The sequence below is a fragment of the Citrobacter amalonaticus genome, from assembly GCF_037053465.1.
Lineage (GTDB): Bacteria > Pseudomonadota > Gammaproteobacteria > Enterobacterales > Enterobacteriaceae > Citrobacter_A > Citrobacter_A amalonaticus_H.
Genome location: NZ_JBALIF010000007.1, coordinates 231,650 through 257,850 on the forward strand (window position 1 = coordinate 231,650; position 26,201 = coordinate 257,850).

Consider the following 26,201-nt stretch of genomic DNA (forward strand, 5'->3'; position numbering starts at 1 on the left):
CGCCTTATGCTTTTGCTTTAGGCATCTGGGATACCAGCGACAGATTGACGTCCATACCCTCGACCTGGAAGTGAGGGACTGCGAAGAGTTTCACGCGGAAGAAGCCAGGGTTATCTTCGATATCTTCCACCACCACTTTCGCGTCACGCAGCGGGTGAGAAGCCTGCAGTTCGTCGCCCGGGTCAGTCATTTCGGTGACCAGTCCACGCACCCAGGTGTTCAGCTCCAGCTCCAGCAGACGACGGTCTTTGGTGGTGCCGATATTTTCACGCTGAATAAGCTTCAGGTAATGCGCGATACGCGACAGCAGGAAGATGTACGGCAGGCGGGCGTTGATGCGGCTGTTAGCGGTCGCATCGGCGGTGTCATACAGCGCGGGTTTCTGCGTGGAGTTGGCAGAGAAGAAGCACGCGTAGTCGCGGTTTTTGTAGTACGACAGCGGAATGAAGCCGAGGTTGGCAAATTCAAATTCACGGGTTTCCGGGATCATCACTTCCGACGGGATCTTCACCTGGTTGCCGGTGCCGAGGTCATACAGGTGGATTGGCAGGTCTTTCACTGCACCACCGGCCTGTGGGCCACGGATTTGTACGCACCAGCCGTTGTTGATGAAACTTTTCACCATGTTGGCGGCGAAGGCGAACGAGGCGTTGGTCCACAGGTATTTATCGTGATCCGGGCCTTTGACCTGCTCGATGTAGTTGAAGCTGCGTACAGGCACAGTGTCCGGACCATATGGCAGACGACCCAGTACGCGGGGCATCACCAGGCCGAGATAGCGGGAGTCATCGGTGTCACGGAAGGACTTCCATTTAATGTACTCGGCACGGTCGAAGTAGTTGCCGATGTCCTTGATGGCCGCGACCTCCTCCATATTCTCTTTTAAAAAGAACTTCGGACCGGCAGAGCCAATAAACGGCATATGGGCAGCGGCAGACACTTTAGAGATGTTGCGCATCAACGCCACATCCTGCGCCGACGCATCAAATTCATACGCCGAAATGATGGCAGCAATCGGCTCTCCACCAGGCTGATCGTACTCATTCGCATACGTGTGCCAATAAAGACCCGTCTGGATAACTTCCGGCGCATCCTCAAAATCCTGGCGCAGATCGTCCTTGGAAACATCGAGAATTTCGGTTTTTACGTTCTGACGATAGTCAGTGTTATCCACCAGATGCTTCAGACCCCGCCACAGACCTTCCACGCTCTGGAAGGCCGGGTGGTGCATGACCGCATCCAGCTGACGGCTAATCTGGTGATCAAGTTCAGCAATGTGATGGTCGATTAAGGTTTTATCGAGTTTTTCCACTTTCTGACCGGACTGGCGCAGGCGCTCCAGGAACACCTGCACACCTGCAGTGATACGTTCGTTGGTCCCGGCTTCGGCCATGGCGGTTTCATCCTGCCAGACTGACAGGTCGCTCAGGCTGGAAGCGGGTTTCAGATTGATTTTTTCAAACAGAGAGGCATACACGCCATCAGCTGCGGAACGTTCCCGGACCAGCGTCTCACCGGAGGGCACAGCGGTTTCATTCTGTACAGACATCAGCATTTTCCTTAATTTTTTCCGTCAGGCTTTCGGGGCAAGAGCAGCAATTTCACTACGCAGTTCATTGCTGAGCGCCGGGTCACGCAGGATGACTTCCAGCTCCTTGCGGAACGTGGCGTTGTCGAGAAGGTTGGATTTTAGGTCGCGCAGAAGACTGCGCATCGAGAGGAGAGCCCTGAGCTGGGGTACCTGCCGGGCAATTTGCTCTGGTTCAAAATCCTTCATATCCTTAAAACTGAGGCGAATGTTCTCTTCACTGCCGCCACCGGCGAGGGTGTTTTCAACGGTCAGGTTTACGGACGGGGAAAGCTCAGATAACACGCTGTTCAGGTTATTTTTGTTCACGTTAATTTTTTCACGTTCAGACAGCGGACGGTTTTCCTGCCCGTTGCTGAAATCCCCTGTCACCAGCAGTTTAAGCGGCAGCTCAACTTTCTTTTGCGCGCCCCCGGTATGCAGGGCCAGCTTTAAATTAATACGGGCTTTCGGAATTTCTTCCTGGAATGAACCGGACATGCAATGTTCCTTCAAATGTCGTACTTCAGACGGCTGATGGCCGGAAACATCTGACACGCCTTCCGGGCAGCACCTCACCGCATCAGCAGCGATGAATAAATTGGATAAAACAGGCAGTTACAGGGAAAATGCTACGCCGATTAAACGCACTAACAAGAGGGGGATAGACCTGAAATGTAAAGACTCATGATCTGACTGTAGGGAAATGTCAGCAATCAGATGCGAGAAATTTGATCTGGATATCCACGATAAAAACCAGGTAACAAGCCAGCGAACGAGCAATTTACAGCAATTTTCACTACTTATTTCAGTCGGAGAAATATTTCTCAACGGTAACAATTCCGTTTTACCTCACTCAAATAATAAACACCACGCTGAAAATGTTCGCTGCATATTTAGCCTTTGCATTCATAAAAATAACTACATATTTCATTCACATTCACTAAATGAATTATTAGAAATAAAACATTCCAGCGACTGGTCAAAATGAACATGCCCCCCTCTCTGTTCACTCATCCCGAACATGCCTTCTACAGAAATCTCGCCATTCATTCCCCTAACTTATTTAGTGATAAAAAAGATCTGTAACGCTGTTGCTATCATTCCCCGACAAAACATTCATAAAATAAATATAAAAAACTGACTTATTGATTGATCGGCGAAACAGATCGATTTTAAAAAATTGATCTGTGAAAACGATCTGACTTTTAAAAAGACCTCTGCCAGCATCTGCGCGAACTCTTCTGTTGATTATTTCTGTCACTGATAACAGCGTCTTCAGGGGACGAAGCATAAATTCAGGCAGGCACGAGCTCCGTTGCCGCCATACAGTTCTGGTAAGGAAAAATATGAGCAACTGGTATTACGTCAATAAAGGCAATCGTGAAGGTCCGCTTGATTTGCAGACTATGTCCCGGTTGATTGAGCAAAAGAAAATCACCCCACAGACGTCGGTCTGGCCGGGGGAAGGGGAATGGATGGCAGCAGGTGAGTCGACGCTAAGTGCGCTTTTCATATCCGGTGAACCACAGGAGCCCGCTGTTCCTCCGATCCCGGCAAACCTGGTGGATAATCGTTTCGTCTGGGGTGTTGTAGCCGTTCCGTTTATTGGCGGGCTGGTCGAATATCTGGTAGGCCACGATCTCATCTGGCTGTATGTCCTGCTCAACATTGGGCTTTGCGTGCTGGATGAACGCCGGTTGAAGGCAGCGGGCCATCCGGCACCGGAATCGTTCTGGACAGTCTTAATCCCGGTTTATCTGTGGAAGCGCGCCGACCTGCTAAAACACAAGAAACACTATTTCTGGGGCTGGATCGCAGCGTCAATCCTTGCTTCCGTCCTCGCATGGGGTACAGCGGAAGCTGACATTGAAGATGCATCGTGCAAGCTCGTCACTGACATTATTCATAATCAGCTTCATGAATCAGCCGTCTGTAAAGCCGTTCATATAGATGACAAAGTCTCGGACGATTTCTACCGGGCTACCGCCACGCTGGATAATGGTAACGACCTGGATATCACAGTCGAAAAACGCCCCAATAATCAGATATACGTCAGCATTCCTCAACAATAAGTGACTCTCCGGTCTGCCTGCTCATCCCAGGTAGACCACATTGATGCCCGGATAATAAGGAACTCGCGATGAAAAATCCTCTCACAATTGACACTATCCAGCAGGCACTGGAATGGGCGTACGACAAAGCGGTAAACAGTAACGTGCCGGGCCTCGATAACGCGCAGCAAATGGCGCTCAGCTACATGGCACATAACGGCAGCCCTGTGGACCAGGCGAATTCATTGATCCGCTGGCAGAACACTAAAGCGGGTACCAGTGGCTTTGTGACCGGACTCGGCGGTGCATTCACTCTGCCGATAGCCATCCCGGCAAATATTACCAGCGTGCTGTATATCCAGATCCGCATGATTGCCGCCATTGCGCATATAGGGGGCTATGACCTTCGAAACGACCAGGTGAAGACCATGGTTTACACCTGCCTTTGCGGAAACGCTGCCAGTGAAGTCCTCAAAGCTGCCGGAGTGAAGATCGGCACGGAGCTGACAGAGCAGGCCATCAGAAATATCTCCGGTGCTGTACTGACGAAAATAAACCAGGCCGTGGGCTTTCGCCTGCTGACCAAATTCGGCAGCAAGGGCGCAATCAATCTAGTCAAACTGGTTCCCGTTGCCGGTGGCGTTATCGGTGGCGCATTTGACAGCATCACCACCAACATTATCGGCAACGTTGCCCGTGAGACATTTATCGAATCGGCGACAGTGGAATAAATACGATGCCGTTTATCATTCTGTTTCTGCTGGTTTTTGGCGGTTTTATTGCCCTGGCGCGGGGAAAGTTACCGGGCTGGTGTTATATCGCCGCCTGGTTTTTGTTGCCCGTGTTCTTCGTAGCCACCCTACTCTGGGTATGCATTTTCTCAGGATGGTATTAGCTGCCACACAACGGTTAATACGCTAACGCAAGGAAAACACAATGCGTTCAAGACAAAAGCTGTAGATGCAGTCTTTTCGTCGGATATCGGCAAGCCATTAAAACTTGCGAATATACAACGCTAACGGTGTCTGATCCGGTGCTGTCACCCAGCGCTCACCTGTCACCACAAAACTCTGTTCTTCCAGCAAGCGTACCATCCCCGGCGTTCTGGTCGTCGCGAACAACGGCGTATGCGGCATCTCATTTATCAGCGCCTGCAGGATACGACGTCCCAGTCCCTGCCCCTGGTAATCCCGTGCAATGGAAAAGAACCCCACCTCATGAGCAGGCCAGGTGTCAGAGGGGGCTGTCAGCCCTGCATAAGTGGCAAACACGCGTTGCTGATAACCCAGGTTCGGATTTTTAATCGCACCGACCGCGATAAGCTCACCGTCGCTGTTGTGCAAAAACGCCAGTAACTCTGATTCCGGCACTCTGGCGGCGCTGGCCTGTCCGTTGGCTCTAACCAGCGACTGAAACGCATTAATCTCAGCGTCAGAACACAGAGAAGGATGCTTTAATACAGGAGGCTGGTCAGTCATTGTTACGGTTTACCTTATCTACAGCGAGTCAGCGTCTATTATAAAGCGTTCCATGCCGGTTAGTCAGCCCGGGCTTCCCTGCTGTAAATACTCAGATGGCATTTCGGGCACAATTTGGCACCCGAGTAGTCGTGGCTGCACTCAATCCAGTGCCAGTGGCGAACAACCTCAACAGGTTGCATTTTCTGTAACTGACGTTGCAGGGCGAGCAATCGCCGTTCAGCCAGTGAAAGGTCGTCGAAGTACGCACACTTCTGTAGCTGTGCCTGCGTCAGTACCGGGGTGTCGTGTTCAAACCAGGCCTGTTGCCCACCAACTGTGCGATGAAAGCGCATCGGGCAATCGCAGTGATGACAGGTAAAGGGTGCCACCGAACCAGCAACGACGTCAGCCACCCTGACAACGTGACCTTCGGCATTTAACGCCATAAACGCTTTACGAATTCGCATGAGATGCTCCCTGCCCCGCACCGCCCGCAGGTAATAACTGGCGCGAACGGGGTGACGGTGGTGGAAAGAAATGGGGTTACATCTCATAGCGCGGTTCGGTATTTATTTACTGCAAAGCCCTCACGGGCGTACCACAGACCCGGGCGGCACGTTCGATATAGTTGTATTTATTGAGTACAACCGTCCATTCTTCAAGGGCGGTCTTCAGTGCCACCAGCATCAGCACCTCTCCGCAATAGCCATGCCAGATGGAGTAACGCAACAGCTGACTTTTCTGTGGATAGCGCCCACCGACAATGACATTCTCAGCCACAATGGCACGGGCCTCCTGCACCATCAGGCAAACCACACTGTCGGGCACCGGCCATCGCACCTCCGGGCATAACGACAGCGTCTTACCCGCCGTGAATAACCAGTGGACGTACTCGGGCTCTTTTCGAAGCGCCTCCACCCGCCATGCCAGACGCGCGGTGATACGACATTTTAACGCCTCAAGCGCTTCACCAATGTCTTCTCCTGTTTTACCGGCCCGCAGCCTGACCAGTAATGGCGGAGTCAGGTCTCCCGTAGCAGACGGCTGTAACTCAGGACACTTCAGCAGTACCGTAATACATTTGTCATGATAGCTGCGCAGATACGTCTCCAGCCCTTTATCGCGCAGGACGCTCAGAGCGCTTTGCACCAATGGCCTGAATTTTACAAACCGCTGCGTGTCAGCATCGACAACACCCGTGCGCGAGATAAGCCGGGAGACCACAAACGCATCGTATCGCAGCACTGAATCGAAACGCGGGTCCACCATCAGTGAGGACAGGCCATTTTCCCCGAGCGCATCAGCCCGCTGAAACAATGCCTGACCGCTTTTTTGTGCATCCGCCAGCAGCAGACGGGAATAACTGAACTCAGACATAGCGGGTGACCTCTGAACGTAATACCAGATACAACTTACAAATGCGCATGCCGACTCCTGGGTTCACGGGTGCTTGCGGGGACGACCCCGACGACTGGGGGCCGGGACATCACTCAGACCGAAGCAATAGTTGCTGTAATCTTTCTGCTCCGTCTTTGCCAGGTAGCCCAGCATCCGGGTCAGTGATTTCCGCTGCTCCGGGTCGTCGTAATGCAATACCCGCTGACCATCAAAGGGATAACGTTTACGGTCTCTGGTGCAGTCATGGAACCAGCCATCACCGCCGGTGTAGTGTCGCCAGTAATCCACCAGGGCGTAGATAAATTCCTGAGGTACCCGGTGACGCTGTCCGTTGAGATAAAACACCGCGTGATAGTGGATACCATGCTGCGGGGTGAACTCCTGAACCCAGGCATACCCGACGATGCCATCCAGCTCCTGCAGCGCATATTCCGCCAGCAGGTACATTTCACGCGAACTGTAATCGTCACGGCGTATGCGGTGCAGTGCCGTCCCGTTCAGAAAAGAGAAATCCATACGAAACGGAATGAGTCGGGAATAGCGCTGGCTCAGGGCATCAGCGTGCTGGCTCAGTAAAGCAGACAGGTGAGGGTCAATGGTGTATGACATGTTCAGCTCCGGTGGAAATGAGTTACATGTCATGGGGTGATGCGATAATTTTTAACTGAGGAACTCACCCGCATCAGAAGCGCCTGTAACGCGTTCTGAGCGGACTTCGGTGACGACTAACACATTGACGTAGCAGAACAAATAAAACGTCGTAGCGGATCGCTGAACACGTTCAGGCAACGACGCATCAACAGACAACCGTGTGTTGAATGATCACTTTGTGCTGGCAAACATGATCACGATCAGGTACTACGCAGTCAAACTTCATGAATGAGATCCACTTGTGTTATCAAGCAGCCTCATCGCTTTGTTGACGAAAGGATTATTGCCATGTTTTCAACCCCCATATTCATGTTCGAAGTTAAGGATGGGGCAGAGATCCGTGAATTACTCAAACAGAATGAACTGCACTATAACAGTCTGGTTGCTTTGTCATTCAACTTTAACGATATGGTTCAATTGCTGGAGAAACTGGGTACTCCCGCTGCATGGGGTGCATTTTCAGCCGTCGCCGTTGCCTGGCTCAGTAAACGAGATAACAGAAAACTGGAACTTACATTTGATGAGGGTCAGATCAAAACGTTCACTGCGGAAGGCTACAGCGCAGATGAATTAAAAGAACTCATGCCCCGGATAAAAACAGTAACATTTATTCCAGACACGCACGAATAACCCCCCCTTCATACCGAGCAATGACGTAGTTGTAACCTGTCACTCGAATACTTTAACGATACTCAGGAGCAATAAACATGAAGACACTGACTCTCGCTTACGACATCGTAGAAATGGTCAAAGGCAAAGCAGCCATCAATGCCATGGATGTCATCAACGTAGCCATTGAAATTGAAGATGCTACTGAAAACCTCTCTGACGCCATCCCGTCTATTTTGGCTCGTTTCTTTACATTGAGCAGCCCTGATTTAGCGGCAAATCTTCCTGCTGGAGTGCCGGACTCCCTGATGCAGCAGGCACTCAGCTTAATCGTTGACATTGGAAACGGCAAATACCGCTAAACCTGAGCGGATTTAATTCACCAGCTCAGCTGAGATTTTCCTTCTGTGGTCTGGACGATCTCGCTGGTCTGTATTTCCCTGTGATAGCCGTAAGCATCGGCGTACTTCATCAGGCCAGTGGCAGAGTCAGCCTCCGGTTTGCCCTGCGTCTGAATAACCTCACCACTTCGGGTGGTCATTGTGTAAGTGGTGGTGCAGCCCACCAGCAGCAAAGCCGCAAGCGAAATCGCTGCAGGATAAGTCAATTTAGGCATGCTGAATGTCCCTTATACGTGGTAAAGCGGAGCACATTACCGGATCCGAAGAAAAAGAGATGAATGATTATTGCGCTGTATAAAGAATTCAGGGGATTGGCTTAACAACCGGGCTGATTACAGCCCGGCACATCAAACTACTGTCCGCCCGCTTTGCTGATTGCCGCCTGGAGCATTTCCTGGCTGGCGCCACCCGGCACCACCGTCACGTTATCGGCTGTCGCACCCGATACCGGCATCACAATCAAACCTGGCGTGCCACGAAAGCCAAGGTTCTGTGCCAGCGCATCGGTTTGTGCCAGCGTATCCAGCATCTCTGCTTTTTTGCCTTTGAGCTTACCGGCCTTCACTGAGGCGTGGATGATGTCCTGCTGCGTTAATTTGCCTTCATTATGCCCGGTCGCGAACACTGCATTGTGGTAAGCCAGATACGCGGCTGCGCCTCTCTGGTGCCAGATCTGCAAACCGGTCTCAGCAGCATCCATCGACGCCGGCCAGCGTTCACCAAAAATCGGCCACTCTTTAAAGACGTAGCGTACCTGCGGATTGGCCTGCATCAGGCTTTCCATGATCGGAGCCTGGTGGGCACAAACAGAGCACTGGTAATCAAAAAACTCCACCAGCGCAACTCTGGCGTCAGCCGGGCCGTAAGACGGAGTGGAAGGATCATTCAGCAGAGCGTCCTGATGCGCCAGTACGGCTGTGGTTATGGCGTGCAGCTGCTGCTCGTGTTGCTGAGCCTGTAATTTCTGACTGACCTCCAGCAGCACCTCAGGGTGAGCCAGCAGATACGCCTTAGCGACCTCACCAATCCGGGCTTCCTGTTCCGGAGTAAATGCCAGCACAGTCGCAGGAGCCAGAGCCGGGGCTACAGTAGTCGGAGCGTTCTGAGTCTGCGCAGGAGCAACGGATCCAACGCCCGTCGCAGCAGGTACAACCGCTTTATCCTGAGGTGGTACGGATGCCGGTGCTGTTGAACGCTGGGTGGAAGATATTGTGACTGGGGGTTGATCCGTTACAGAGGCCTCTGGGGCAGCAGAATCAGCTACGGTAGCGGCTACTGTCGGCGCTGTAGCCTGTGGAGGAACTGGTGTTACCGGAGTCGTCGGGGTCGTGACCGATGCCGTATTCGACATACTACCGGCAGCCACGGTCTGAGATGCAAACACCGGCAATGAGAACAGTGCCCCCGTCAGCATGAGGGCCAGTGGGGAATATTTAAATGTCATAGGAATGAATCCATGCAAGAAACAACGAATGTAAAATAACCGAACACCGGTTACCAAAAGGATAGAGCGAGTGCGAGGCTCACGCTCACCGGAATGCGGATCATACTGAGCACAGGTGATACTGTTCATGCTGAAAATTGTTTCCTGATGATACCGGTGGGAATATCGGGCTGCAGAATGCCACTGAAAGCACGTTGCTGCATTCGGATATTCACCCCGTCAAACGCCAGTAACAAACTCAGGAGAATGGTACCGGCAGATTAATACGCTCCCAGGAAATAGATACCCGATAAACTATCTGCTACGACTGACATGACTTCATTCTGGAATTTAACTGTTGATATATTCGTAATACGGAAGACTGTCACCCGTTCATCGATTACAGAACAGAAGCTTGCTGGCGTTATATCGAAACAATAATTGCTCACCAGTGACATTAGCAGTGATAGTCGCAGGGGAAGATTCAAAGCTCGTCTGATTGCTGACACGTTAAATATGCTCGAATGATGCTGACAGTTATTGATGGGTAGTCACTGATAATCAATGCACAATAATGATAAGCGGTAGAGGATCAGTCACGCATGTGAATACGAGAGAATGAATACACCTTCAATAACATTAACATAGCCTTTAATTATCGACACACTGCCACTCCGACAAAAGCGAATCATCAAATCCGCAGAGAATATCATCCCGATGGATAAATATCGGGAAAACTCCCACACAGCGAAAAATAACCACTACCCACCGGAGATATAACAACTCATTCCATTTCAGCAGATTTCCGCCAGGCATCCGGTAGTACTTCAGGCTGTGCAGCAAGCAGATGCATCTCCCGCAAAACACGCCGTTTTTATTTACACCAGAGCTACATGCTATAGAGTCCACGACGCCACCATTGCCACAGACATAACCCGACGGACTCCACCAACCCCAACCCTGAGTGGCGTCCTCTGGCATACGGGGAAATGGCATCAGCCTCCCAGCGCCGGCATGTCTCAAAAGAGCACTTCCGAATCAAAAATGGATGTTCAATTCACGAAAAGGTTACCGGGCCACAGACCGCAAGGTCACGCTAGTTTGGTAGCTAAAAATACGTAAAAACGTGATCACTTTTTTCAGAAAAAAATGCAGTAAGAGTAAGAAGCCGGAAAGAGGTATCCAGAGACAGTGCCTGGAACTCAAGGCGGATGTTATTTGTACAAATTAGTAAGTGAAATATCGGTACTACAGAAGGGTTGTAAAAAGTGACAATGTAATAAGCGCATCAAATCAGGCGATAAAATGAGCACTCAAAATGTAATTAATATGTTAACAACACTAAGAGTGATTAATGAAGTAACGGCGGGAACAAAAATAGATTACCCTGAAATAATTCAACGTGGGCTATCGGTCAGCACATTATACCTCACGGCATAATGCTGCGTGAGCCAGGTGATGTTTAATATTTTTCAGGCCCCGCCTGATAATGAGAAAAACGGCATCAGAATATCGCTTTCGATTTTTTCCCGTCAAATAACCAGAATTCAGGGAGGTAAAATGCGCCATCATAATCAAACTTAAATTCAATCATTGAATTTGATGTCGCTACTTTACCATCATTCCCCGAGTAATACAGTGAATCATCGCTTATGAGCGTATCGCAATGCCAGCAGCCATTGGATATGCCATATGAACGACGCCTGGATTTAAGCTGACCAATACCACGCGAATTTAAATTCAGGCAATTCATATTTTCCTGCAACAAATCTTTGGCCCGTTCATCACCAAAAAACAAATCTGCCACAAACATGCCGCTGTGATCGCAGATACCAATACGCTCGATAATATTGGTGGGTTTTCTACAGCGTCGGCAATTGACCGTTCGTGGCTGAATACTCGCAATCAATGGTTTGCGTCTGTCAGGGAACCATGACAGCTTCCCGGCAAATACGCCTGCAATAAAATCATCAACGCAGACATCAAACTGAGGTAGATAAAAGTCCCCTGATTCATTCTGCCGAATGCCAAATACCGGTAAATTATAATCCTGATAAATACCATGACTGTAATATTCACTTCTTTTTCGCAACTTCCGTAACCACAATGTACGGTGAATACCGGCCTCCGTAAATTCAGCCTGCCTGTCTTCAATCCAGCGGTCATCGCACTGCGGAAACTGGACCATAAAAGCGAGCGAAACATTATTACGGGTACAATACACATCAGCTACTGCTGGTATCCCATCAAACATACCTATCTGTTTTTCAGTCATGACCGACCAGCCAGCATCAGTGGCTTGCTGAGCAATTAAAAATTTGAGGTAAAGATGCTCCGGACTATCAGCCACATACGGGCAGTGACTACCGGACTTGTGCGCAAAGAAGAAATTACCGAGTGTGCTTGTTTTGGGGAACGCGCTATGACCACAGCACGGCATCACCAGAGAATGTGCTTTGTAAGTCATTTTCAGGTTTTCCCACGCCAGTTCGTCAAATTCGAACGAATGAATATCCAGCCCATCCAGCAACGCTCTTAATGGCATATATCCGGCCCCTCAGTCACACCATTTAACCTCTGATAAAAGTACCTTCTGTCGCCAGGCGCGGAGAGGCAAAAATGGCGGAATCGAATTGTAAACTCACCCGGTCAAACTCGTAACGACACTACCGTGGCATCGGGCTTATACCACAGCTTAATCTCGCTGGAAAAAACCAACGTCAAACGCCCCCGCTAACAACAGAGCTCTTACTTGAGGCACTGGCAAAACGCGTAATGTTCTGGTCGAAATGCCGATCCCATTACTTATCAAAACCAACAGATAAATAAGGGCTATTCTCCTGTGCAGTCCCTCTTCGGATTGATGAAAAGCAGGATAGAGAGAATGGGTGCATCAGATTTTTTACTGGATATGGCTTCCAGGTTTCTGCCGGATAAAAAAGCGGAGCGTGAAGCGCTTGAGAAATTCCTGATACTCTGGCGCCAGGAAGGGCATGACCCGCTCCTGGCAGAGTATTATTTTGCACAGGCAACAGGACATCGTTACGCTTCGTATCGCGAAATACAATTCATCATGAATACCACAGAGCCGCTCAAAACTCTCTGGATGTACAAAAGCGTGAATCGCAGCCAGAGCGTTGTACGGTTTAATGGCGAAGGTCAGGCAGAGACAACAGACAGAGCCAGATGGCGTACCCGATGCATACTGATAGCGATAGATATCGCATTCGTCCTGCTCTTTTTATTTACATCATCATCGACGCTCAATGACATGACCATTTTCCTCGATGCAGTCAGGCATATGACAGTATCAGCGACGCTGATGCTCAGCTTAACGGCCTCCATTCTGGAAGTTATCATCTCAGTACTCATTCTGCTGATGACCGCATTCGTATGGTGGGACGTGTTAAATGCCAGGTATTTTGCTGATTTCTACAATGCTAACCGATGCTGAAACACACCTTAACCCCAGTATCATTGCCACAATTTTAATGACCTTTTAAATTTTGCGAAAAGACCATACAGGACGAATATTCGATGTCATTAAGCCCAGAGGAAAAACTGCAGCGTAAACTCATTATCGGCGAATGGGTGATGATAGCGGGCCATATTGAAAAAATGCTGAAAATGGATTTTGGTGCGAAAGAAAAAGGGCTTCGCAAGTTAGCTTTACAAGCTAATCTACCGCCTGAGTTGTCTAACATGATTAATAGCCTTGCTGGATACCGAAACAATCTGGTGCATGATGTCGACTGGCAACTTAAATCCAGACACCGTGCAAGGTTCCAGGAGTTATCCGATAAAATCTTCGCAGAGTTATCACGACTACTTTCAGAAAAAGAACAGCAACAGCAGTGGGATCGTGAAGATACACAACGATATGAAGACCGGTTACTGCGCTGGAAACAAGATGCCGAAATGCGTCTGCGCCTGAAACAAAAAATTGATACCCGTCTTGCAACTATTTCGCTCAGTGCAGCTACATCTACCCGGCCAGGTTCTGGCGAAGCAAACAGTACCAGTGATAAGACGGCCAAAGTATCAAAATATGTGGCAATCGTTGCGGCGGCAGGAGCTGGTATAGTGGCAGCAGTAGGTGTGTTTGCCATGCAAAAACGTAAATAACCAGACAAGCTGGGCAATAGTAGCCTGATTAGTACAATGACCACCGGGAAGATTGATGTAATCGCTTTGCTTTCTGGCATATCTGCCTTCGTCATTTTCTTCGACACCCGTACCATGGTCAAAGACTCTGCAACCTCACCTGATCCTTCAGCTCAGCAAAAGTTCGATTTCTTCAACAAAGCCGAACTGGACTGCAAAATCCCCACGGTCAGGTAAATACGAAGTATACCTTATCGCGCTACGCTCATTACTAAGCGCAAGATGATGAACATAGCGTGCTGAACGAAGCGCTGTACGGCAAAACTGAGAGCCGCTGTGCGTTTTTGCTTTAAAAGAGTGTGGTAACAAATAGCTGTAACCAGAGCTACTGTAAGGAAGCGGCACACATGGCTAAAGCACCCACTCCAGTAAAATTTGACAGCACCACGACGTTCACAGGGCTTGATTTCATCGCCCGCAGCCTGGTGCGGATGGAAGCCAACGGTACGGCGCTATGCCCCGAAGCAATCACCGGTAATATGACCGGCGAACAAAAAGAGATTTTCATGATGCGCCTTCGTTTTCATCGCCTAAGGCAAAAGCAGGTCAGCGCCAGAGAAAAGGCCTGACCCTGCACATAACCGACTATCCGAGGGAACACGATGCGCCCGCTACTGATTGCTGTTTTGTGTTCTCTGACGCTGTTTATTGCCGGTGTACTGGTCACTAACCTGCAACTCTGGAACTCTGCCCGTAACAACATTCTCACAGCGGCCCGTCAGTCAACCAGCAGGATTGAGGCTATCCTGGATGAAGCGCGGCTGGCGACCAACGCCGTATTACCGCTGACACAGGGGAGCTGTTCACCCGATACGCAGTTCGCACTCAGCCGTGAAGCCGCATTGCGCCCTCACCTGCGGGCTGTCGCCCTGCTGAAAGGCGACACTGTCTGGTGCTCGTCCTTCACGGGTCGCTATCCGATGGCATTTCATCAGGAAAGTATTTCAGTTGCACCATTGACACTCTATTCCGGAGACCAGATTGCGCCGGGAGTTCCTTTGCTGGTCTGGCTGACACCCGCACCCGGTGGTTATGTAGCCGTCAGCATCAGCGATATTCATCTGCGGGATGCTCTGTTGCCGGTTCAGGATAACCGGCAACTGACGCTGATTGTCAGCAACCGGCTACTGACCCGTCAGGGCGAAGTACTTGCAGTGGAGCCGACGTCAGCTTCACCATTACAGCTGAGATCTTCCCGCTATCCCTTCAGCACTGGCTATGCATTGCCGTCGTTTTTTAGCGCTGAACGATTATTCCGCCAGGGCGGGATGCTGCTGATAATGACCGCCCTTCTCTCGCTGACTGCCGGAAGTCTGTTGCGGCGCTATCTGGCCAAATACACCACGCCGGCGGAAAACCTTCGAAAAGCGCTGGAGCGGGGAGAAATCATTCCGTATTACCAGCCTGTTGTGAACGGACAAACGGGGGATATTGAAGGCCTTGAAGTCCTCGCTCGCTGGAAGCACCCGCGTGCCGGGTTTATTCCCCCTGATGCCTTCATCCCCGTGGCAGAAAAAAGCGGATTAATTATCCCGCTAACTCACTATCTGATGCACAAAGTACAGGTTGACCTCACCCCTGTCATTCATCACTTCCCCGATAATCTACATATCGCCATCAATATCACCGCAGCACACGTGAAAACACCGCAACTGGTTGGTGAGTGCGCAGCGTTCCTGCAGGCGTTCGGCCAGAAGCCAGTGAGGCTGGTACTGGAAATTACGGAGCGTGAACCCCTTGATATCACCACTGACGTGCAGGCCCGGTTGATGAAACTTCGCGAGATGGGTGTGATGCTGGCGCTGGATGATTTTGGCACCGGCTATTGCGGGTTGTCGTACCTGAACGATGCCGCCTTTGACATCATCAAAATTGACCGCAGTTTTGTCAGCCGCATCAGTGCCGAACAGGGATCCACCCGTCTGGTGGACTGCGTTATCGATATGGCCCGTAAACTGTCACTGAGTATCGTAGCGGAGGGGGTTGAGACACCCTTGCAGGTTGATTATCTGAATCGTCAGGGGATTCAGTTGCTACAGGGCTATTATTTCTATCGACCGGTGCCACTCCCGAAACTGGTCAGAGCGGTCATGACCAGCGAAGCAGCCTTCACAGCAAAGCTACCAGGCCCCCTTACCAGTCTGTAGAGCTAGCCCCGATTGTTATGGCCTGCATCAATCGTCGCTTCTGTTACCAGGGTTAATTACTGAAATCGCCCAGACAGTATCCGCTTCACTGGCAATTCCAAATGCGGCATCCATACTCTGAATGCCCATCATACGGGGCTCATTAAATCCTGTTCCAGTTAGCCCGTTCTTTCTGCGGGCTTTTTTTAGCCAGGGCCTTCATGATACCCAGAGAGCCACCTGGTACCACAACTTTTATCAGGATACTTCAGCCATTTTGCGTGCGGACTCATCCGCACGCAAAGCTAATAATCACATAACGTAACGGCTTTATTATCCGCGCCGTTGCTTTTGCAGGCGACACTTTTGGCTGTGTTGTGGTACTTCGTCTTTTAGCCCGCTGTCTGTCTGCGAGCACTTTTGGCCCCTTAGCTCAGCGGTCAGAGCGTGCGACTCATAATCGCCCGGTCGCCGGTTCAAATCCGGCAGGGGCCACCAACCGCCATTAGCTCAGCTGGAAGAGCAATGACCAGGATGTTGTAGTGCGGGGTTCGAGTCCCCGATGGCGGTCCATATCGCGTCTTTGGTATTCGCCGGTTCGCAAAACAGAAATTCAGTGTGTGGTGACATCTTCCCCGGTGGAAGGGTGTTCTGGCTGTGAGGGAAAAAAAGTACACGCCCCGGGAGCCAGAACCGGGTGCTCCGGCGTCAATCCGGCACCGCACAACCCTGAATGTTCGCCAGCAGTATTAAACGTTTACCTGACCGGTCTGCGATGAAGGGAATGCCCTGAGCGACCGGGGAAGGTACAACAGGGAAGTGCATGATGAACATCCTTACAGCCGGGGCGGTTTGTTGGGGTTACGCTCATCGTGTGCTTCCCTGTTGTGATGGTATCCTGTCCTGACGCCAAATCCCTGTTTACTTGCGGCATGCGGGGCATTTCTGGCTGTGGAACAGCCCTCCGAGGGAAGCGCCTGGTGTCATCCCCCCTCCTCAGCCTGTTACATAACCGCGAATCATGCTCAGACGTATCGCCCTTTCTGGACGAGTGACATCCAGTAAACACGCTATGCCGCGGATAATGGCAGAAAGATATCTGCCAAACCGAAAACAAAAGTAACACTGGTAAAGTATAAAGCTATATTAGTTACGTTCTGAAACCAGTTCACCAGATAAAGCCATTATCACCTCACGTAACATTACTTACGCAGGGATGTGCCCGCTTTTGTGGCGACGATGCACAAATATTAATTATTTTGGGATAAAGGTTTACGATGAAAAAATTCGCAATGATGCTGGGCGCATGTACGCTCCTGGTCTGGGGCGCTGCAAATGCGGCAGATGGTCAGGCGGCAGCCAAAGCAAAATCCGCCTGCCAGGCTAATCCGACGCAGTGTTCTCAGGCAAAGGCGCAGGCACAGAAAGAAGCAAAGGCTGCCAAAGATGCCTGCGCTAAAAATCAGAGCGCCTGTGATAATGCGAAAGCAAAAGCCAAAAGCGCAGTGAAACAATAACGCGCCTCCTATTCCGCGGCAGATTTCCCTGCCGCGTTTTCACTGCTACTATTCGCGTAACACACTATCACCCCGTTGCATCAGCATAAGGCCTTACCATTTCCCACGATACGAAATCCGGCTCTGCCGCTCACCACGCTTCGGACCCCGAACAAACCGTTGCCGATCTCGCTCATTTAGCCTGGTGCGCCTTGGTTGCCCTGCGTCTGGCACAGCACGATGGTCAGGCATTGTCACCAATGATGATCCATACATTCCTGGTCCGCTGGCTGGCTGTCGCCCAAAAACAGCGCCGCTTTCCGCGCTCCGTTGCTGCCGACATTGAAAGCCTGCTGAAACTTGGTCGTCAGAAGGGTATCTCTGCCGGGCTGCAACAACGCCTGGAGTATTTGCTCGAATCCTGTTCATCGCCGGTTTCTTACCAATCCGATCTGTTCCGACTGACGTACGCGATTGAGACACTAAAGGCTCAGGGCTGGCTCAATGCAGCGGTGGCCGATCACGAGTGGGATATTTCGGCATTATTGGCCGAATATGATGACGTTTCCGCGTTGCTGGTCAGAAAGTCCGATTTAGTGCATCACTTTAACGAGCAAGGTCAGCTCACCGGCCGCGTGGAATTTTTGGTGAATGGCGATACCCAACATTGTATCAACGCCATGCAGGCACAAGGGCTCCCTGCAATTCAGCCAGAAAAGACTGGCAGCACACAGATATTTGCTCTGCAGCCAGCTTCGCTGTCGCTTTCTTAATCAGCCAGTCTAAGTCATCGTTAAATTTGCGATATGGATCGTTTAAGTCATTCTTAAATATCACCTAACCCATGTAAGAATGGCTTCACATAAAATCTGATGCCGTATTCTCAAAAATGCCCGAAATTATCGTACTCCAGAACGGTTTCACGTTAACCTGCGCTGCCCCGTCTGAATTCTCCTCCTCCGTACTCACCGCTTACCAGGCTCTGCTCGCTGAAGGTCATGCCGTCCGGCGCCCTCCCGCGGCCCGTTTGCTGGGTGCTTACCGGTGGGCCGTTATTCAGGCCCCAAATTCAGGTCCGGTGGTCGCGGCAGGCGCACTAAAGCAGACCCGCCTGAACCGGTCGTACTACCAGACACTTTTCAGCCCCCGCAAAGCCTCTCTGATGCAGACGTTCAGCGCCGGGCGCTTTCCTTTAGACCTGGGGTATTTGGTCACCGCCTCGCCTTTTCAGCGACGCGGCTATTGCGGCAAAATCATGGACGCACTGCTGACAGCGTGTGCAGGAGAAGGCGTACTGGCGACAACTCAGGATCCGGGTATTCAGCACAAGCTATTGAACAAAGGTTTTGAGCGACGCGGTACCCACTGGCAGGCAGATAACGGAGGCAGGCTGGCGCTGTATCTGCGCCCATAATAATTTAAGCAGCGCTCCGGTTAATCATATGTTTAATTACACCGGAGAAAACCATGCACTATTATCACACCGATGTACTTTACAGCCGGATAATCAATGAATTATCACTTTCCTCCCTGAATCTGCCAGTAACCCATACCAACAGATTCAGGTTATACGCCAATGCGTTCACCAGCGGTTTCGTCGCAGGCTGGCATCGTTCGTGGCACCCGGAGCACTGGCTTGAGCAGCAACTGCGTCTTGTGGCGTACAGCGCTTTACAGCGAGGCGATGACCTGAACGATCCGACCGTGTACCAGTGGTGCCTACTGAGTTTAACCTACGCCTGGGACCCGACTACTGACGGCGGACGCGTCCTGCAACATGCTGGCGCACGTACACCTGAGTTTGACGCTAAGCACGATACCCGTGCTGCTGAACCCGGCTTACCCTTTGCCGAAGCGGTGATCACCGGATTCAACACACTACGCAGTACCTGGCGACTGATGAGACAGCTGCAACCAGAATAAGCAGCACTGTATGACTCACCAGTCCATGAACGAAAAACCTGATTTCTACGTACAGTGTCCTCATCGGCACAAACGCGCAACTGGTTGCTGAAGGAGCCCAGGTAATGACCAGTACGCATCACAGACGTGCAGCAAGCACTTCAAAACGGGACAGCGCTATGGAGATTCCCGATAATCTATACTCAGAAATCAGCCAGCTTACTGGAATTGTGTCGGTCCATCTGGTGAAAAAGGAGGCGAAGCGAAGTTTTGCTCTGCGCGAGAACTAATTTGTTTTCGATTATGCCCTTTGAGATTCTTGGGCATAATCTTATAAATTTGAATTATTTGAAAGCTTGCGGATAGTTTAACTCATTGCTAAAAAACATTACTTCAGAGCCCAAATATCTGTCTTGAGCACTATAATTAATGCCGTAGGTGATTTGCGGACAATTTTTATACATCTCATTGATTTGTGGGACATTATCATAACTTACAATCCATGGCACGTTGATTGTGTTTTGTACAAATGTTGAAATGTTCAAATGGTCGTCATGTTTATAGTGGTTTTCGTACAAACCCTTTCCCTTGATATAATACGGAGGATCGAGATATATTAGCGAATTGTTCCCTAATTGAGTCGAAAGTCGGGTTAGAAAATCCTGAGCATCAAGATTTGATAAAATTATAGAGTCTCTTTTACTATTTATTTTTAATATTCTATTAACTAAATCGATTTTATTAAATCTTGCATCCAACTTCCAATTACCAGATTGGTTTTTCCCACCAATGACTCCCCCTTTCAAAATACCAGAGCGATTTGTACGGTTTAGAAAAAATGTTGCAAAACCTAGTTCCAGTACACTTTTTGAATGAGAGCTAGACATAATTTCTTTCTGCTTATGCCATTCATCCATAGTAACATCAGCGTTTGCGATAAGCTCACATAGACTATCGCATTCGTAAAGGACGCTGAACCAAAACGAATATATAGCCTTATTTAAATCATTGAGAAAAATAACATCAGCACGATTATTCATCAGTAAATTGAGAGCAAGCCCGGCCCCGCCAGCGTAAGGTTCGGCATATTCAATTTTATCTAATCCATTAAGAGATAGAAGTTTCTCAATGTACTTAGTTAATTTAGCTTTACCGCCAGGGTATCTTAAAGGTGTATTAAAACGCATATTCGCTCAACATACTGAAATTTGCATTATTGTAGCACAGAAAGTCAAGTATGGCCACGATGACAATAACCATACTTATCAATATGTTAAACCTCAAGCTTTGGCGCAACCAAGGCATTCTCAAGCCCATGACCGGAAACCAAAACATATCGTAAACCTGAAACAAATCTATCCACAAATTTATCTGCATCAATTTTATTAAGTTTACTCCAGTAACGATAAGGATTCACACTGACTTTACCGTTTACAACTTTAAGTATTTCTTCTTCCTTTGCGAAATTTTTAAACATTTCACGTATTTGCCCCTTTTGATAACCTGCCTTTGCTCTATACAGATCGATGTATTCTTGTAGCTTAATATTTTCACCGGGTTTCGTTGTTATATTCAACTTGGTGAAAATATCTCTTCCAGCTCTTTCGAATACAGGTTTATTGAAACCATCAGTATTTTTCCAATAATTATCATCAGCATCAAGATTGCATAGGAACTCGAATAATAGTTGATCTGGTGGAAGAGAGGTAGGCAATAAACATACATTTTTATTGTGCTCAATATGTTTATAATTCTTATCTTCTTTCACATCAGCATCAAGTATTATCATGCTTTTGATATTGAATTCTGGTATTTTTCGCTTCACAAGACTAATTAAATCACTACATGAAATATTAATGTCTTTCAGTGGATGAAGGATTTTATTTAAGGTTGCCTTAGTTATTATTGCCTTAAATAAGTCATAACCTTGCACATCCTCGAAATAAATATTTATGCGCGGGAAATATGAGTCATCGACCTTAACGGTTGTAACATTCAAATCCGCATAAATTTGCGGCCATGATAAGTCAGGCTTTACTTGTATTTTTCCATACGAGTTAGTTAAATAAATAGTTTTATAATCATTTGCACTTGATTGTTTACTTAGATTATAAATCTCTTCAATCATTGTGGGCGAATGGGATGTCATTATAACTTGAAGATCTAGTTCTTTAGACACTTTGGTTAGAAGACGTAAAAACTCGATTTGCGCCGCAGGAAACAATCCTGCATCAGCTTCATCAATAAGTAATATACCACCGTGATAATTAGGGTATTCTTCTTTTAATTTTTTAAAAGACAAAATTGCTTGAAGGATTTGTCCGACATTATCCTCACCAACAGAGACAGAATCTTGGTCATAATGCTCTGTGTGCCCTACGACTGATTTAACTGAGCCTGAAGTGGCTGTAACATTAGAGGAATCGGTTTTCAATAAAACCTGATTATTCATTAGCTTAAAGTAGTCAGCGTTATCAATGATATATTTCTCACTCCGCACAGAATATTTTGTGCGCGTAGCGATAGGTTGAAGACGAGACAGACTTAGATAAATCAGTGGGTGAGTAACGTTTCGGCTAGTGTTGTCTATACCTTCAACTTTATTCCCCCTTACGACAGGCCTTACATTCTTTCTGTCTTTTAAATCATAAACTTTAAGTTGAAGGTTGGATTGGGTTGTATCTGAAGCACCATCGTAAACAACAAATTTTATATCCATTGAGCCTGGTTTATCAAATTTTGAGAATCGAAAGTGTTCAGAGAAAACAGATTCAAAATTTACATCTGTTAGTGTTTTAAACTTTAAGTCTTCTGCGGGAGTGGCTGAGTAGTCTGTTTTGAAGCTAAATACTTGGGCTATCACGCCTAAAATGGTTGATTTAGAAGTTCCGTTCTTACCACAAATGATGGTAATTCTGTTTGCTAACTCAATGGATAATCCAGAAAGACCTCTAAATTTTTCAATGTTAATTGATTTTATCTTGGTTATTTTGTTCGCCACTTAATGGATATCCTTAATATTAAATTAACTACTCCGGCAGAGAGTAACAAAACTGTTGCCTATGTTAGCTTTTTCTGATGTTAAGAAACAACGTTGCGATCAAAAAATCCCCTCAGTCATATGTCCTCTCGCGCGGTTTCTCCTAAAGATCATCGTATCATCACAAAATACGTGCCAGTGCATCAGCGGCTTTCGTAACAAACCGAGTCAGGGCTATAGCCACCCGATTTCCAAATCTTTTCAGACCCATATCACTTCTGTGTAACTATCTGGCCGGACTCACCTTTACAGGTGGCTCCGGCCTTTTCTTTTGCTGTTAACCAGGAGCACCAATGGAGCCGATTTATCCCCACGACGAAGACGCTGAACACGAAGAATATGACGAGCACTACAGCAACGCCGTCAATAACGACAGCGACCCGGAAGAAACTTACGAAGGCAGTCCCCGTAATCTGCACGCGATTGCGGGTTGGCTCTACGATAAAGCAGTCAGCGGTATTGCCGGTATTGAGTCCGCTGAAACGCTGGCTGCCCGTTATCTCGCTGATGCGAAAGGTGACGCTTCGATTGCCGCCCGTAACTTAATCCACTGGGAGAGTATCAAGGCAGGCAGCAGCGGCTTTCTCTCCGGCATCGGCGGCGTGGTGGCCCTGCCCGTCACACTGCCGCTGAACATCACCAGCGTACTGTTTCTGCAGACCCGTCTGGTGGCAGCACTTGCCTGTCTGGGACAACACCGGCTATCTGACGAGCGCATTCGGGCACTGGCCGGGCTGTGTCTGTGCGGCAACGCCGCCAAAGCGCTGTTGCAGGACCTGACGTTACAGGCCGTTGACCGCTGGACGGCAACTGTCGCGCAGCAGGTTACGGAGAAAACCCTCGCATTGCTGGCGACCCGTGCCGGTCTGGTCAGCGCGGAGAACATCGTGCGTCTGATACCGCTTGCCGGTGGGGTGGTCAGCGGCGCGGTGGATATTGCCTCTACGAGAACTATAGGACATATCGCCCGCACCACCTTTTTAAACCCCGTCTCACAACCTGAAGGATTACCTCAATGAGTTCTAACCCTGGCGCTGTCGTTAAAGGCATTTTTCTGCTGCTGATTTTCCTGGTGATTTTCAGCGTACCGGAGAAATCACGCAGCGAATCAAAATCAGCCTGACCCTGTATAGCTATCGCTAATTACACGATAAATCCACCCAGTCAATACCTGACACCACAAACATTATTCAAATTGATTTTACTGATGTTTTTTAGTTCAGTTGATCGTCCGTAACGATCAATCCCTGCATTTTTCAAAGAAACAAACGATCAATCTGCGCAGGCGATTTTGCTATCGTAATGGCTCATTGTTTGTTCCGTTTCAGGGAGTTAAAACCCGGCACCACACACTGCCGACGCGCCCGCGTCATTCTTTTTCTGAACCGTTAATCCTGCCCTGCTGCAATTTCCCTTTTACCGGAAAGGCTGTCGCACGCCTGTGCGATACCGGGGCACTATTGTCTGAAAAACAAGGAGTTTTAAAAATGTCGAGTATCACCACCCTTAAAGAAAAGCTTGCTACCCCTACGCTGCATCTGGCCCTGCTGACCGTTGCCACCGGTGGCGTCTGGCCGCTGATATGGCTGTACAAAAACCAGGACACACTCATGCAGGAGACCGGTCAGCGCTTTTCGTCGTCTGTACTGATTATCTGGATGGCGGTCTGTTTTGGTCTGGGAGCTTTCCTGCGCCCGTATTCCATGCCGCAGATTGACGAGATGAACTATATCCACACGCCGGTGGTGATGATTGCCATTACAGGCATTCTCAGCATCGCCCTGATGGTGCTCTATATCGTCTGGGCATTTAAGGCACGTGCGGCGCTGCAGCACTATGCGCTGACCCAGTTTCAGTTGGAACTGAAGATGAACCTCTTCTACACCTTTGCCTTCAGCCTGTATTACGTCAACTACTGTATCAACGCCATGCCGGATGCGCTGGCAAAGCAGCAGATTTTGCGTGCGCATCTGCAGCAGCCGGTGATGCAGGCCGCACCTCAGCAGCCTGCACCGGGTACCACCAGTAACGGGAGCCAGCAGCCATGAAAGGTTTCACACTGACAGTACTTTCCGTATTGCTGGCGTCGGCCAGTGCCATGGCCGCCGTGACAGAGCAGGAGTGGGGCAACTGGTACGGCAACACCGGCGGAATGGAATTTGCACTGACCACCCGCAACCAGGCAGGTGAGGAGCTGAACATCAGCTGCAGCAACCAGCAGATGACCGTCACGCTTCGCTCACAGAAGGAAAACTGGTCTGCTACTTCCACCGAAGGGCTGGATAAACTGTACCTGATGATTAACCAGCAGGCGTATCAGTTAGGCAACGAAAAGCTGTTTCCGAATGAGCCAACCCCTGCGCAGGTGGTGTTTGAAACCCTGACGCATACTGGCGCCCGTGACAAACTGGTCTTTACTTCACAGCAGACCGGTGACTCAAAACCGTTCAGCGCCCGTGGGCTCAGTGAAGCCCTGAAAGGCAAAACCTGGCAGGACTGCCTGAACCAGTAAGGCTACCGACCTTTACCGCACACACCCTAACCCCGGCCCGTTCAGTGATGAGCGGGCTTTTTGCTTTTCAGGAGAGCGCGATGTCTGCATCAGAGAAAATTCTGTTACCCGATGGCCCTTTCACACGTGCCGAAGCCCAGGCTATAGCTGCACAGTACCGTAACGTAAAAATTGAAGATGACCAGGACACGCACTTTCGTCTGGTTATCCGTGCTACCGACGGAGGCTTAATCTGGCGGGACTGGAACTTTGCCCCTGAGGCCGGGCAGGGTCTCAACCGTTTTATCGCCGATTACGGTATCCCGGTGACGGATTAGCCCGGCGACACCTGACTGTAAACCTACAACCTTCTCTTATAACCGCCCTGCCGTGTCATACGCCGCAGGGCTTTTTCGTTTTTATGCCCTAAGGAGTTTTCACCATGGTCCGATTAGCCAGCCGCTTCGGCGCAATAAACCAGATACGCCGTGACCGGCCCTTAACCCGTGAGGAGCTGCAGCGCTGCGTTCCCAGCGTGTTCAGCGCCGACCGGCACGAGTCCCGCAGTGAGAAGTACGTGTATATTCCCACCATTACGCTGCTGGAAAACCTGCAGCGCGAAGGGTTTGAGCCGTTCTTTGCCTGCCAGTCCCGCGTTCGCGACCCTGAGCGACGCGAGCACACTAAACACCTGCTCCGCCTGCGTCGTGCCGGGCAAATCACCGGGGCGCAGGTACCCGAAATCATTCTGCTCAACAGCCATGACGGCTCCAGCTCGTACCAGATGCTGCCGGGGTACTTCAGAGGCGTATGTACCAACAGCCTTGTCTGCGGAGAGTCATTTGGTGAGATTCGGGTACCGCATCGCGGAAACGTGGTGGAGAAAGTCATTGAAGGGGCTTACGAGGTGCTCGGCGTGTTTGACCGGGTGGAGGAAAAACGCGATGCCATGCAGTCGCTGCTGTTACCCCCGCCCGCACAACAGGCCTTCGCTAAGGCGGCGCTGACCTACCGATTTGGTGAAGAGCATCACCCCGTAACCGAAGCGCAGGTGCTCGCACCTCGTCGCTGGCAGGACGAGTCCGGCGACCTGTGGACGGTGTTCAACCGGCTCCAGGAATCGCTGATAAAAGGTGGGCTGTCCGGTCGTTCCGCGCAGGGCAAACGCAGTCACACCCGTGCTGTAAAAGGCATTGACGGCGACCTGAAGCTGAACCGGGCGCTGTGGGTGATGGCAGAAGAGCTACAGCAGGCACTGAGCTGAGGGCAAAAAAACTCCACCTGATACCGCCGGTGGAGAGGTGCAACATCTGCAAGGGTACTGGCGCTAAACAATCCCGTTTCGCTTAAGCATAACCGGGCGATGACAACCCGGCGCGCTCACCATCACAATTCTCATTTTCATCTAACAATCTAATT

31 protein-coding genes and 2 tRNA genes are annotated in these 26,201 nt (G+C 49.7%); 22 read left to right on the forward strand and 11 right to left on the reverse strand.

The window, feature by feature from the left end; all coding sequences use genetic code 11:
• Positions 1–4: 4 nt before the first annotated feature.
• The gene (gene tssC / locus WB371_RS14185) at positions 5–1,555 is read right to left on the reverse strand and encodes a type VI secretion system contractile sheath large subunit (protein ID WP_336220689.1); all 1,551 of its coding nucleotides are present in this window, start codon (positions 1,553–1,555) and stop codon (positions 5–7) included.
• 18 nt (positions 1,556–1,573) lie between these two features.
• Positions 1,574–2,068, reverse strand: coding sequence for a type VI secretion system contractile sheath small subunit (gene tssB, locus WB371_RS14190; protein WP_336220690.1), 495 nt, complete (start codon positions 2,066–2,068; stop codon positions 1,574–1,576).
• Between the two features lie 848 nt (positions 2,069–2,916).
• On the opposite strand from tssB, the gene WB371_RS14195 reads away from it, so the two are divergent.
• From WB371_RS14195 to WB371_RS14205, 3 genes are all read left to right on the forward strand, one after another.
• On the forward strand, positions 2,917–3,642 hold the full coding sequence (locus WB371_RS14195; RefSeq protein ID WP_336220691.1) for a DUF4339 domain-containing protein: 726 nt from the start codon (positions 2,917–2,919) through the stop codon (positions 3,640–3,642).
• A 68-nt stretch (positions 3,643–3,710) separates the two neighbouring features.
• Positions 3,711–4,352: an EcsC family protein gene (locus tag WB371_RS14200; protein WP_336220692.1), complete on the forward strand. Its 642-nt coding sequence runs from the start codon at positions 3,711–3,713 to the stop codon at positions 4,350–4,352.
• Between the two features lie 5 nt (positions 4,353–4,357).
• Entirely contained in the window at positions 4,358–4,516 is a 159-nt protein-coding gene (locus WB371_RS14205) for a hypothetical protein (protein ID WP_336220693.1), read from the forward strand.
• Between the two features lie 97 nt (positions 4,517–4,613).
• Here WB371_RS14205 and WB371_RS14210 read toward each other — a convergent pair whose 3' ends face one another.
• The 4 genes from WB371_RS14210 to WB371_RS14225 all read right to left on the reverse strand — a co-directional run bounded on the left by WB371_RS14210 (position 4,614) and on the right by WB371_RS14225 (position 7,088).
• Complete coding sequence (locus WB371_RS14210) at positions 4,614–5,099, reverse strand: GNAT family N-acetyltransferase (protein WP_336220694.1); 486 nt, start codon at positions 5,097–5,099, stop codon at positions 4,614–4,616.
• A gap of 59 nt (positions 5,100–5,158) precedes the next feature.
• Positions 5,159–5,548 (reverse strand): putative zinc ribbon protein, encoded by a 390-nt coding sequence (locus tag WB371_RS14215; RefSeq protein ID WP_336220695.1) that lies wholly within the window; start codon positions 5,546–5,548, stop codon positions 5,159–5,161.
• A gap of 106 nt (positions 5,549–5,654) precedes the next feature.
• Positions 5,655–6,458, reverse strand: a complete 804-nt coding sequence (locus WB371_RS14220) for a hypothetical protein (protein ID WP_336220696.1) — start codon at positions 6,456–6,458, stop codon at positions 5,655–5,657.
• 63 nt (positions 6,459–6,521) lie between these two features.
• Positions 6,522–7,088 carry a hypothetical protein gene (locus WB371_RS14225; RefSeq protein WP_336220697.1) on the reverse strand — a complete coding sequence of 189 codons (567 nt, stop codon included), beginning with the start codon at positions 7,086–7,088 and terminating at the stop codon, positions 6,522–6,524.
• Positions 7,089–7,418: 330 nt separating this feature from the next.
• On the opposite strand from WB371_RS14225, the gene WB371_RS14230 reads away from it, so the two are divergent.
• Together WB371_RS14230 and WB371_RS14235 are read left to right on the forward strand one after the other, a co-directional pair.
• Positions 7,419–7,760 carry a hypothetical protein gene (locus tag WB371_RS14230; RefSeq protein ID WP_336220698.1) on the forward strand — a complete coding sequence of 114 codons (342 nt, stop codon included), beginning with the start codon at positions 7,419–7,421 and terminating at the stop codon, positions 7,758–7,760.
• Positions 7,761–7,837: 77 nt separating this feature from the next.
• Entirely contained in the window at positions 7,838–8,101 is a 264-nt protein-coding gene (locus WB371_RS14235; protein WP_336220699.1) for a hypothetical protein, read from the forward strand.
• A 17-nt stretch (positions 8,102–8,118) separates the two neighbouring features.
• On the opposite strand, the gene WB371_RS14240 is transcribed toward WB371_RS14235, so the two are convergent.
• The 3 genes from WB371_RS14240 to WB371_RS14250 all read right to left on the reverse strand — a co-directional run bounded on the left by WB371_RS14240 (position 8,119) and on the right by WB371_RS14250 (position 12,108).
• On the reverse strand, positions 8,119–8,355 hold the full coding sequence (locus WB371_RS14240; RefSeq protein ID WP_336220700.1) for a YgdI/YgdR family lipoprotein: 237 nt from the start codon (positions 8,353–8,355) through the stop codon (positions 8,119–8,121).
• A 137-nt stretch (positions 8,356–8,492) separates the two neighbouring features.
• Positions 8,493–9,215 carry a thioredoxin domain-containing protein gene (locus WB371_RS14245; protein ID WP_420704053.1) on the reverse strand — a complete coding sequence of 241 codons (723 nt, stop codon included), beginning with the start codon at positions 9,213–9,215 and terminating at the stop codon, positions 8,493–8,495.
• Positions 9,216–11,067: 1,852 nt separating this feature from the next.
• Positions 11,068–12,108, reverse strand: coding sequence for a hypothetical protein (locus WB371_RS14250; RefSeq protein ID WP_336220702.1), 1,041 nt, complete (start codon positions 12,106–12,108; stop codon positions 11,068–11,070).
• Between the two features lie 297 nt (positions 12,109–12,405).
• Between WB371_RS14250 and WB371_RS14255 the strand changes: the two genes are divergently transcribed.
• From WB371_RS14255 to WB371_RS14310, 12 genes are all read left to right on the forward strand, one after another.
• The gene (locus WB371_RS14255; protein WP_336220703.1) at positions 12,406–13,017 is read left to right on the forward strand and encodes a hypothetical protein; all 612 of its coding nucleotides are present in this window, start codon (positions 12,406–12,408) and stop codon (positions 13,015–13,017) included.
• Positions 13,018–13,100: 83 nt separating this feature from the next.
• Complete coding sequence (locus tag WB371_RS14260; protein ID WP_336220704.1) at positions 13,101–13,688, forward strand: hypothetical protein; 588 nt, start codon at positions 13,101–13,103, stop codon at positions 13,686–13,688.
• A 36-nt stretch (positions 13,689–13,724) separates the two neighbouring features.
• Positions 13,725–13,904, forward strand: a complete 180-nt coding sequence (locus WB371_RS14265; RefSeq protein WP_336220705.1) for a hypothetical protein — start codon at positions 13,725–13,727, stop codon at positions 13,902–13,904.
• A 170-nt stretch (positions 13,905–14,074) separates the two neighbouring features.
• Positions 14,075–14,296 (forward strand): glycogen synthesis protein GlgS, encoded by a 222-nt coding sequence (locus WB371_RS14270; protein ID WP_336220706.1) that lies wholly within the window; start codon positions 14,075–14,077, stop codon positions 14,294–14,296.
• Positions 14,297–14,329: 33 nt separating this feature from the next.
• Positions 14,330–15,874 carry an EAL domain-containing protein gene (locus tag WB371_RS14275; RefSeq protein ID WP_336220707.1) on the forward strand — a complete coding sequence of 515 codons (1,545 nt, stop codon included), beginning with the start codon at positions 14,330–14,332 and terminating at the stop codon, positions 15,872–15,874.
• A 401-nt stretch (positions 15,875–16,275) separates the two neighbouring features.
• A tRNA-Ile gene (locus WB371_RS14280) sits at positions 16,276–16,351 on the forward strand.
• A 1-nt stretch (position 16,352) separates the two neighbouring features.
• Positions 16,353–16,426 (forward strand) — tRNA-OTHER (locus WB371_RS14285).
• 704 nt (positions 16,427–17,130) lie between these two features.
• Positions 17,131–17,370 carry a late histone H1 gene (locus WB371_RS14290; protein WP_336220708.1) on the forward strand — a complete coding sequence of 80 codons (240 nt, stop codon included), beginning with the start codon at positions 17,131–17,133 and terminating at the stop codon, positions 17,368–17,370.
• Between the two features lie 98 nt (positions 17,371–17,468).
• Positions 17,469–18,122 (forward strand): DUF2913 family protein, encoded by a 654-nt coding sequence (locus WB371_RS14295; protein WP_336220741.1) that lies wholly within the window; start codon positions 17,469–17,471, stop codon positions 18,120–18,122.
• A 116-nt stretch (positions 18,123–18,238) separates the two neighbouring features.
• Entirely contained in the window at positions 18,239–18,763 is a 525-nt protein-coding gene (locus WB371_RS14300; protein WP_336220709.1) for a hypothetical protein, read from the forward strand.
• Positions 18,764–18,816: 53 nt separating this feature from the next.
• Positions 18,817–19,272 (forward strand): hypothetical protein, encoded by a 456-nt coding sequence (locus WB371_RS14305; protein WP_336220710.1) that lies wholly within the window; start codon positions 18,817–18,819, stop codon positions 19,270–19,272.
• Between the two features lie 104 nt (positions 19,273–19,376).
• Positions 19,377–19,541 (forward strand): hypothetical protein, encoded by a 165-nt coding sequence (locus WB371_RS14310; protein WP_336220711.1) that lies wholly within the window; start codon positions 19,377–19,379, stop codon positions 19,539–19,541.
• Between the two features lie 54 nt (positions 19,542–19,595).
• Here the strand turns inward: WB371_RS14310 and WB371_RS14315 are convergent, their stop codons facing one another.
• Both WB371_RS14315 and WB371_RS14320 read right to left on the reverse strand, forming a co-directional pair.
• Positions 19,596–20,438, reverse strand: coding sequence for a DNA adenine methylase (locus WB371_RS14315; protein ID WP_336220712.1), 843 nt, complete (start codon positions 20,436–20,438; stop codon positions 19,596–19,598).
• An 86-nt stretch (positions 20,439–20,524) separates the two neighbouring features.
• Entirely contained in the window at positions 20,525–22,252 is a 1,728-nt protein-coding gene (locus WB371_RS14320; RefSeq protein ID WP_336220713.1) for an ATP-dependent nuclease, read from the reverse strand.
• Positions 22,253–22,584: 332 nt separating this feature from the next.
• Here WB371_RS14320 and WB371_RS14325 point away from each other — a divergent pair, with 332 nt between their 5' ends.
• From WB371_RS14325 to WB371_RS14345, 5 genes are all read left to right on the forward strand, one after another.
• On the forward strand, positions 22,585–23,310 hold the full coding sequence (locus tag WB371_RS14325; protein WP_336220714.1) for a hypothetical protein: 726 nt from the start codon (positions 22,585–22,587) through the stop codon (positions 23,308–23,310).
• Positions 23,311–23,778: 468 nt separating this feature from the next.
• Entirely contained in the window at positions 23,779–24,339 is a 561-nt protein-coding gene (locus tag WB371_RS14330) for a hypothetical protein (RefSeq protein WP_336220715.1), read from the forward strand.
• Positions 24,336–24,803, forward strand: a complete 468-nt coding sequence (locus WB371_RS14335) for a hypothetical protein (protein ID WP_336220716.1) — start codon at positions 24,336–24,338, stop codon at positions 24,801–24,803. Before WB371_RS14330 ends, WB371_RS14335 begins: the two co-directional genes overlap by 4 nt.
• An 80-nt stretch (positions 24,804–24,883) precedes the next feature.
• Positions 24,884–25,120 (forward strand): DUF905 domain-containing protein, encoded by a 237-nt coding sequence (locus WB371_RS14340; protein ID WP_336220718.1) that lies wholly within the window; start codon positions 24,884–24,886, stop codon positions 25,118–25,120.
• Positions 25,121–25,224: 104 nt separating this feature from the next.
• On the forward strand, positions 25,225–26,046 hold the full coding sequence (locus tag WB371_RS14345; protein ID WP_336220719.1) for a DUF932 domain-containing protein: 822 nt from the start codon (positions 25,225–25,227) through the stop codon (positions 26,044–26,046).
• The last annotated feature ends 155 nt before the right edge of the window (positions 26,047–26,201 follow it).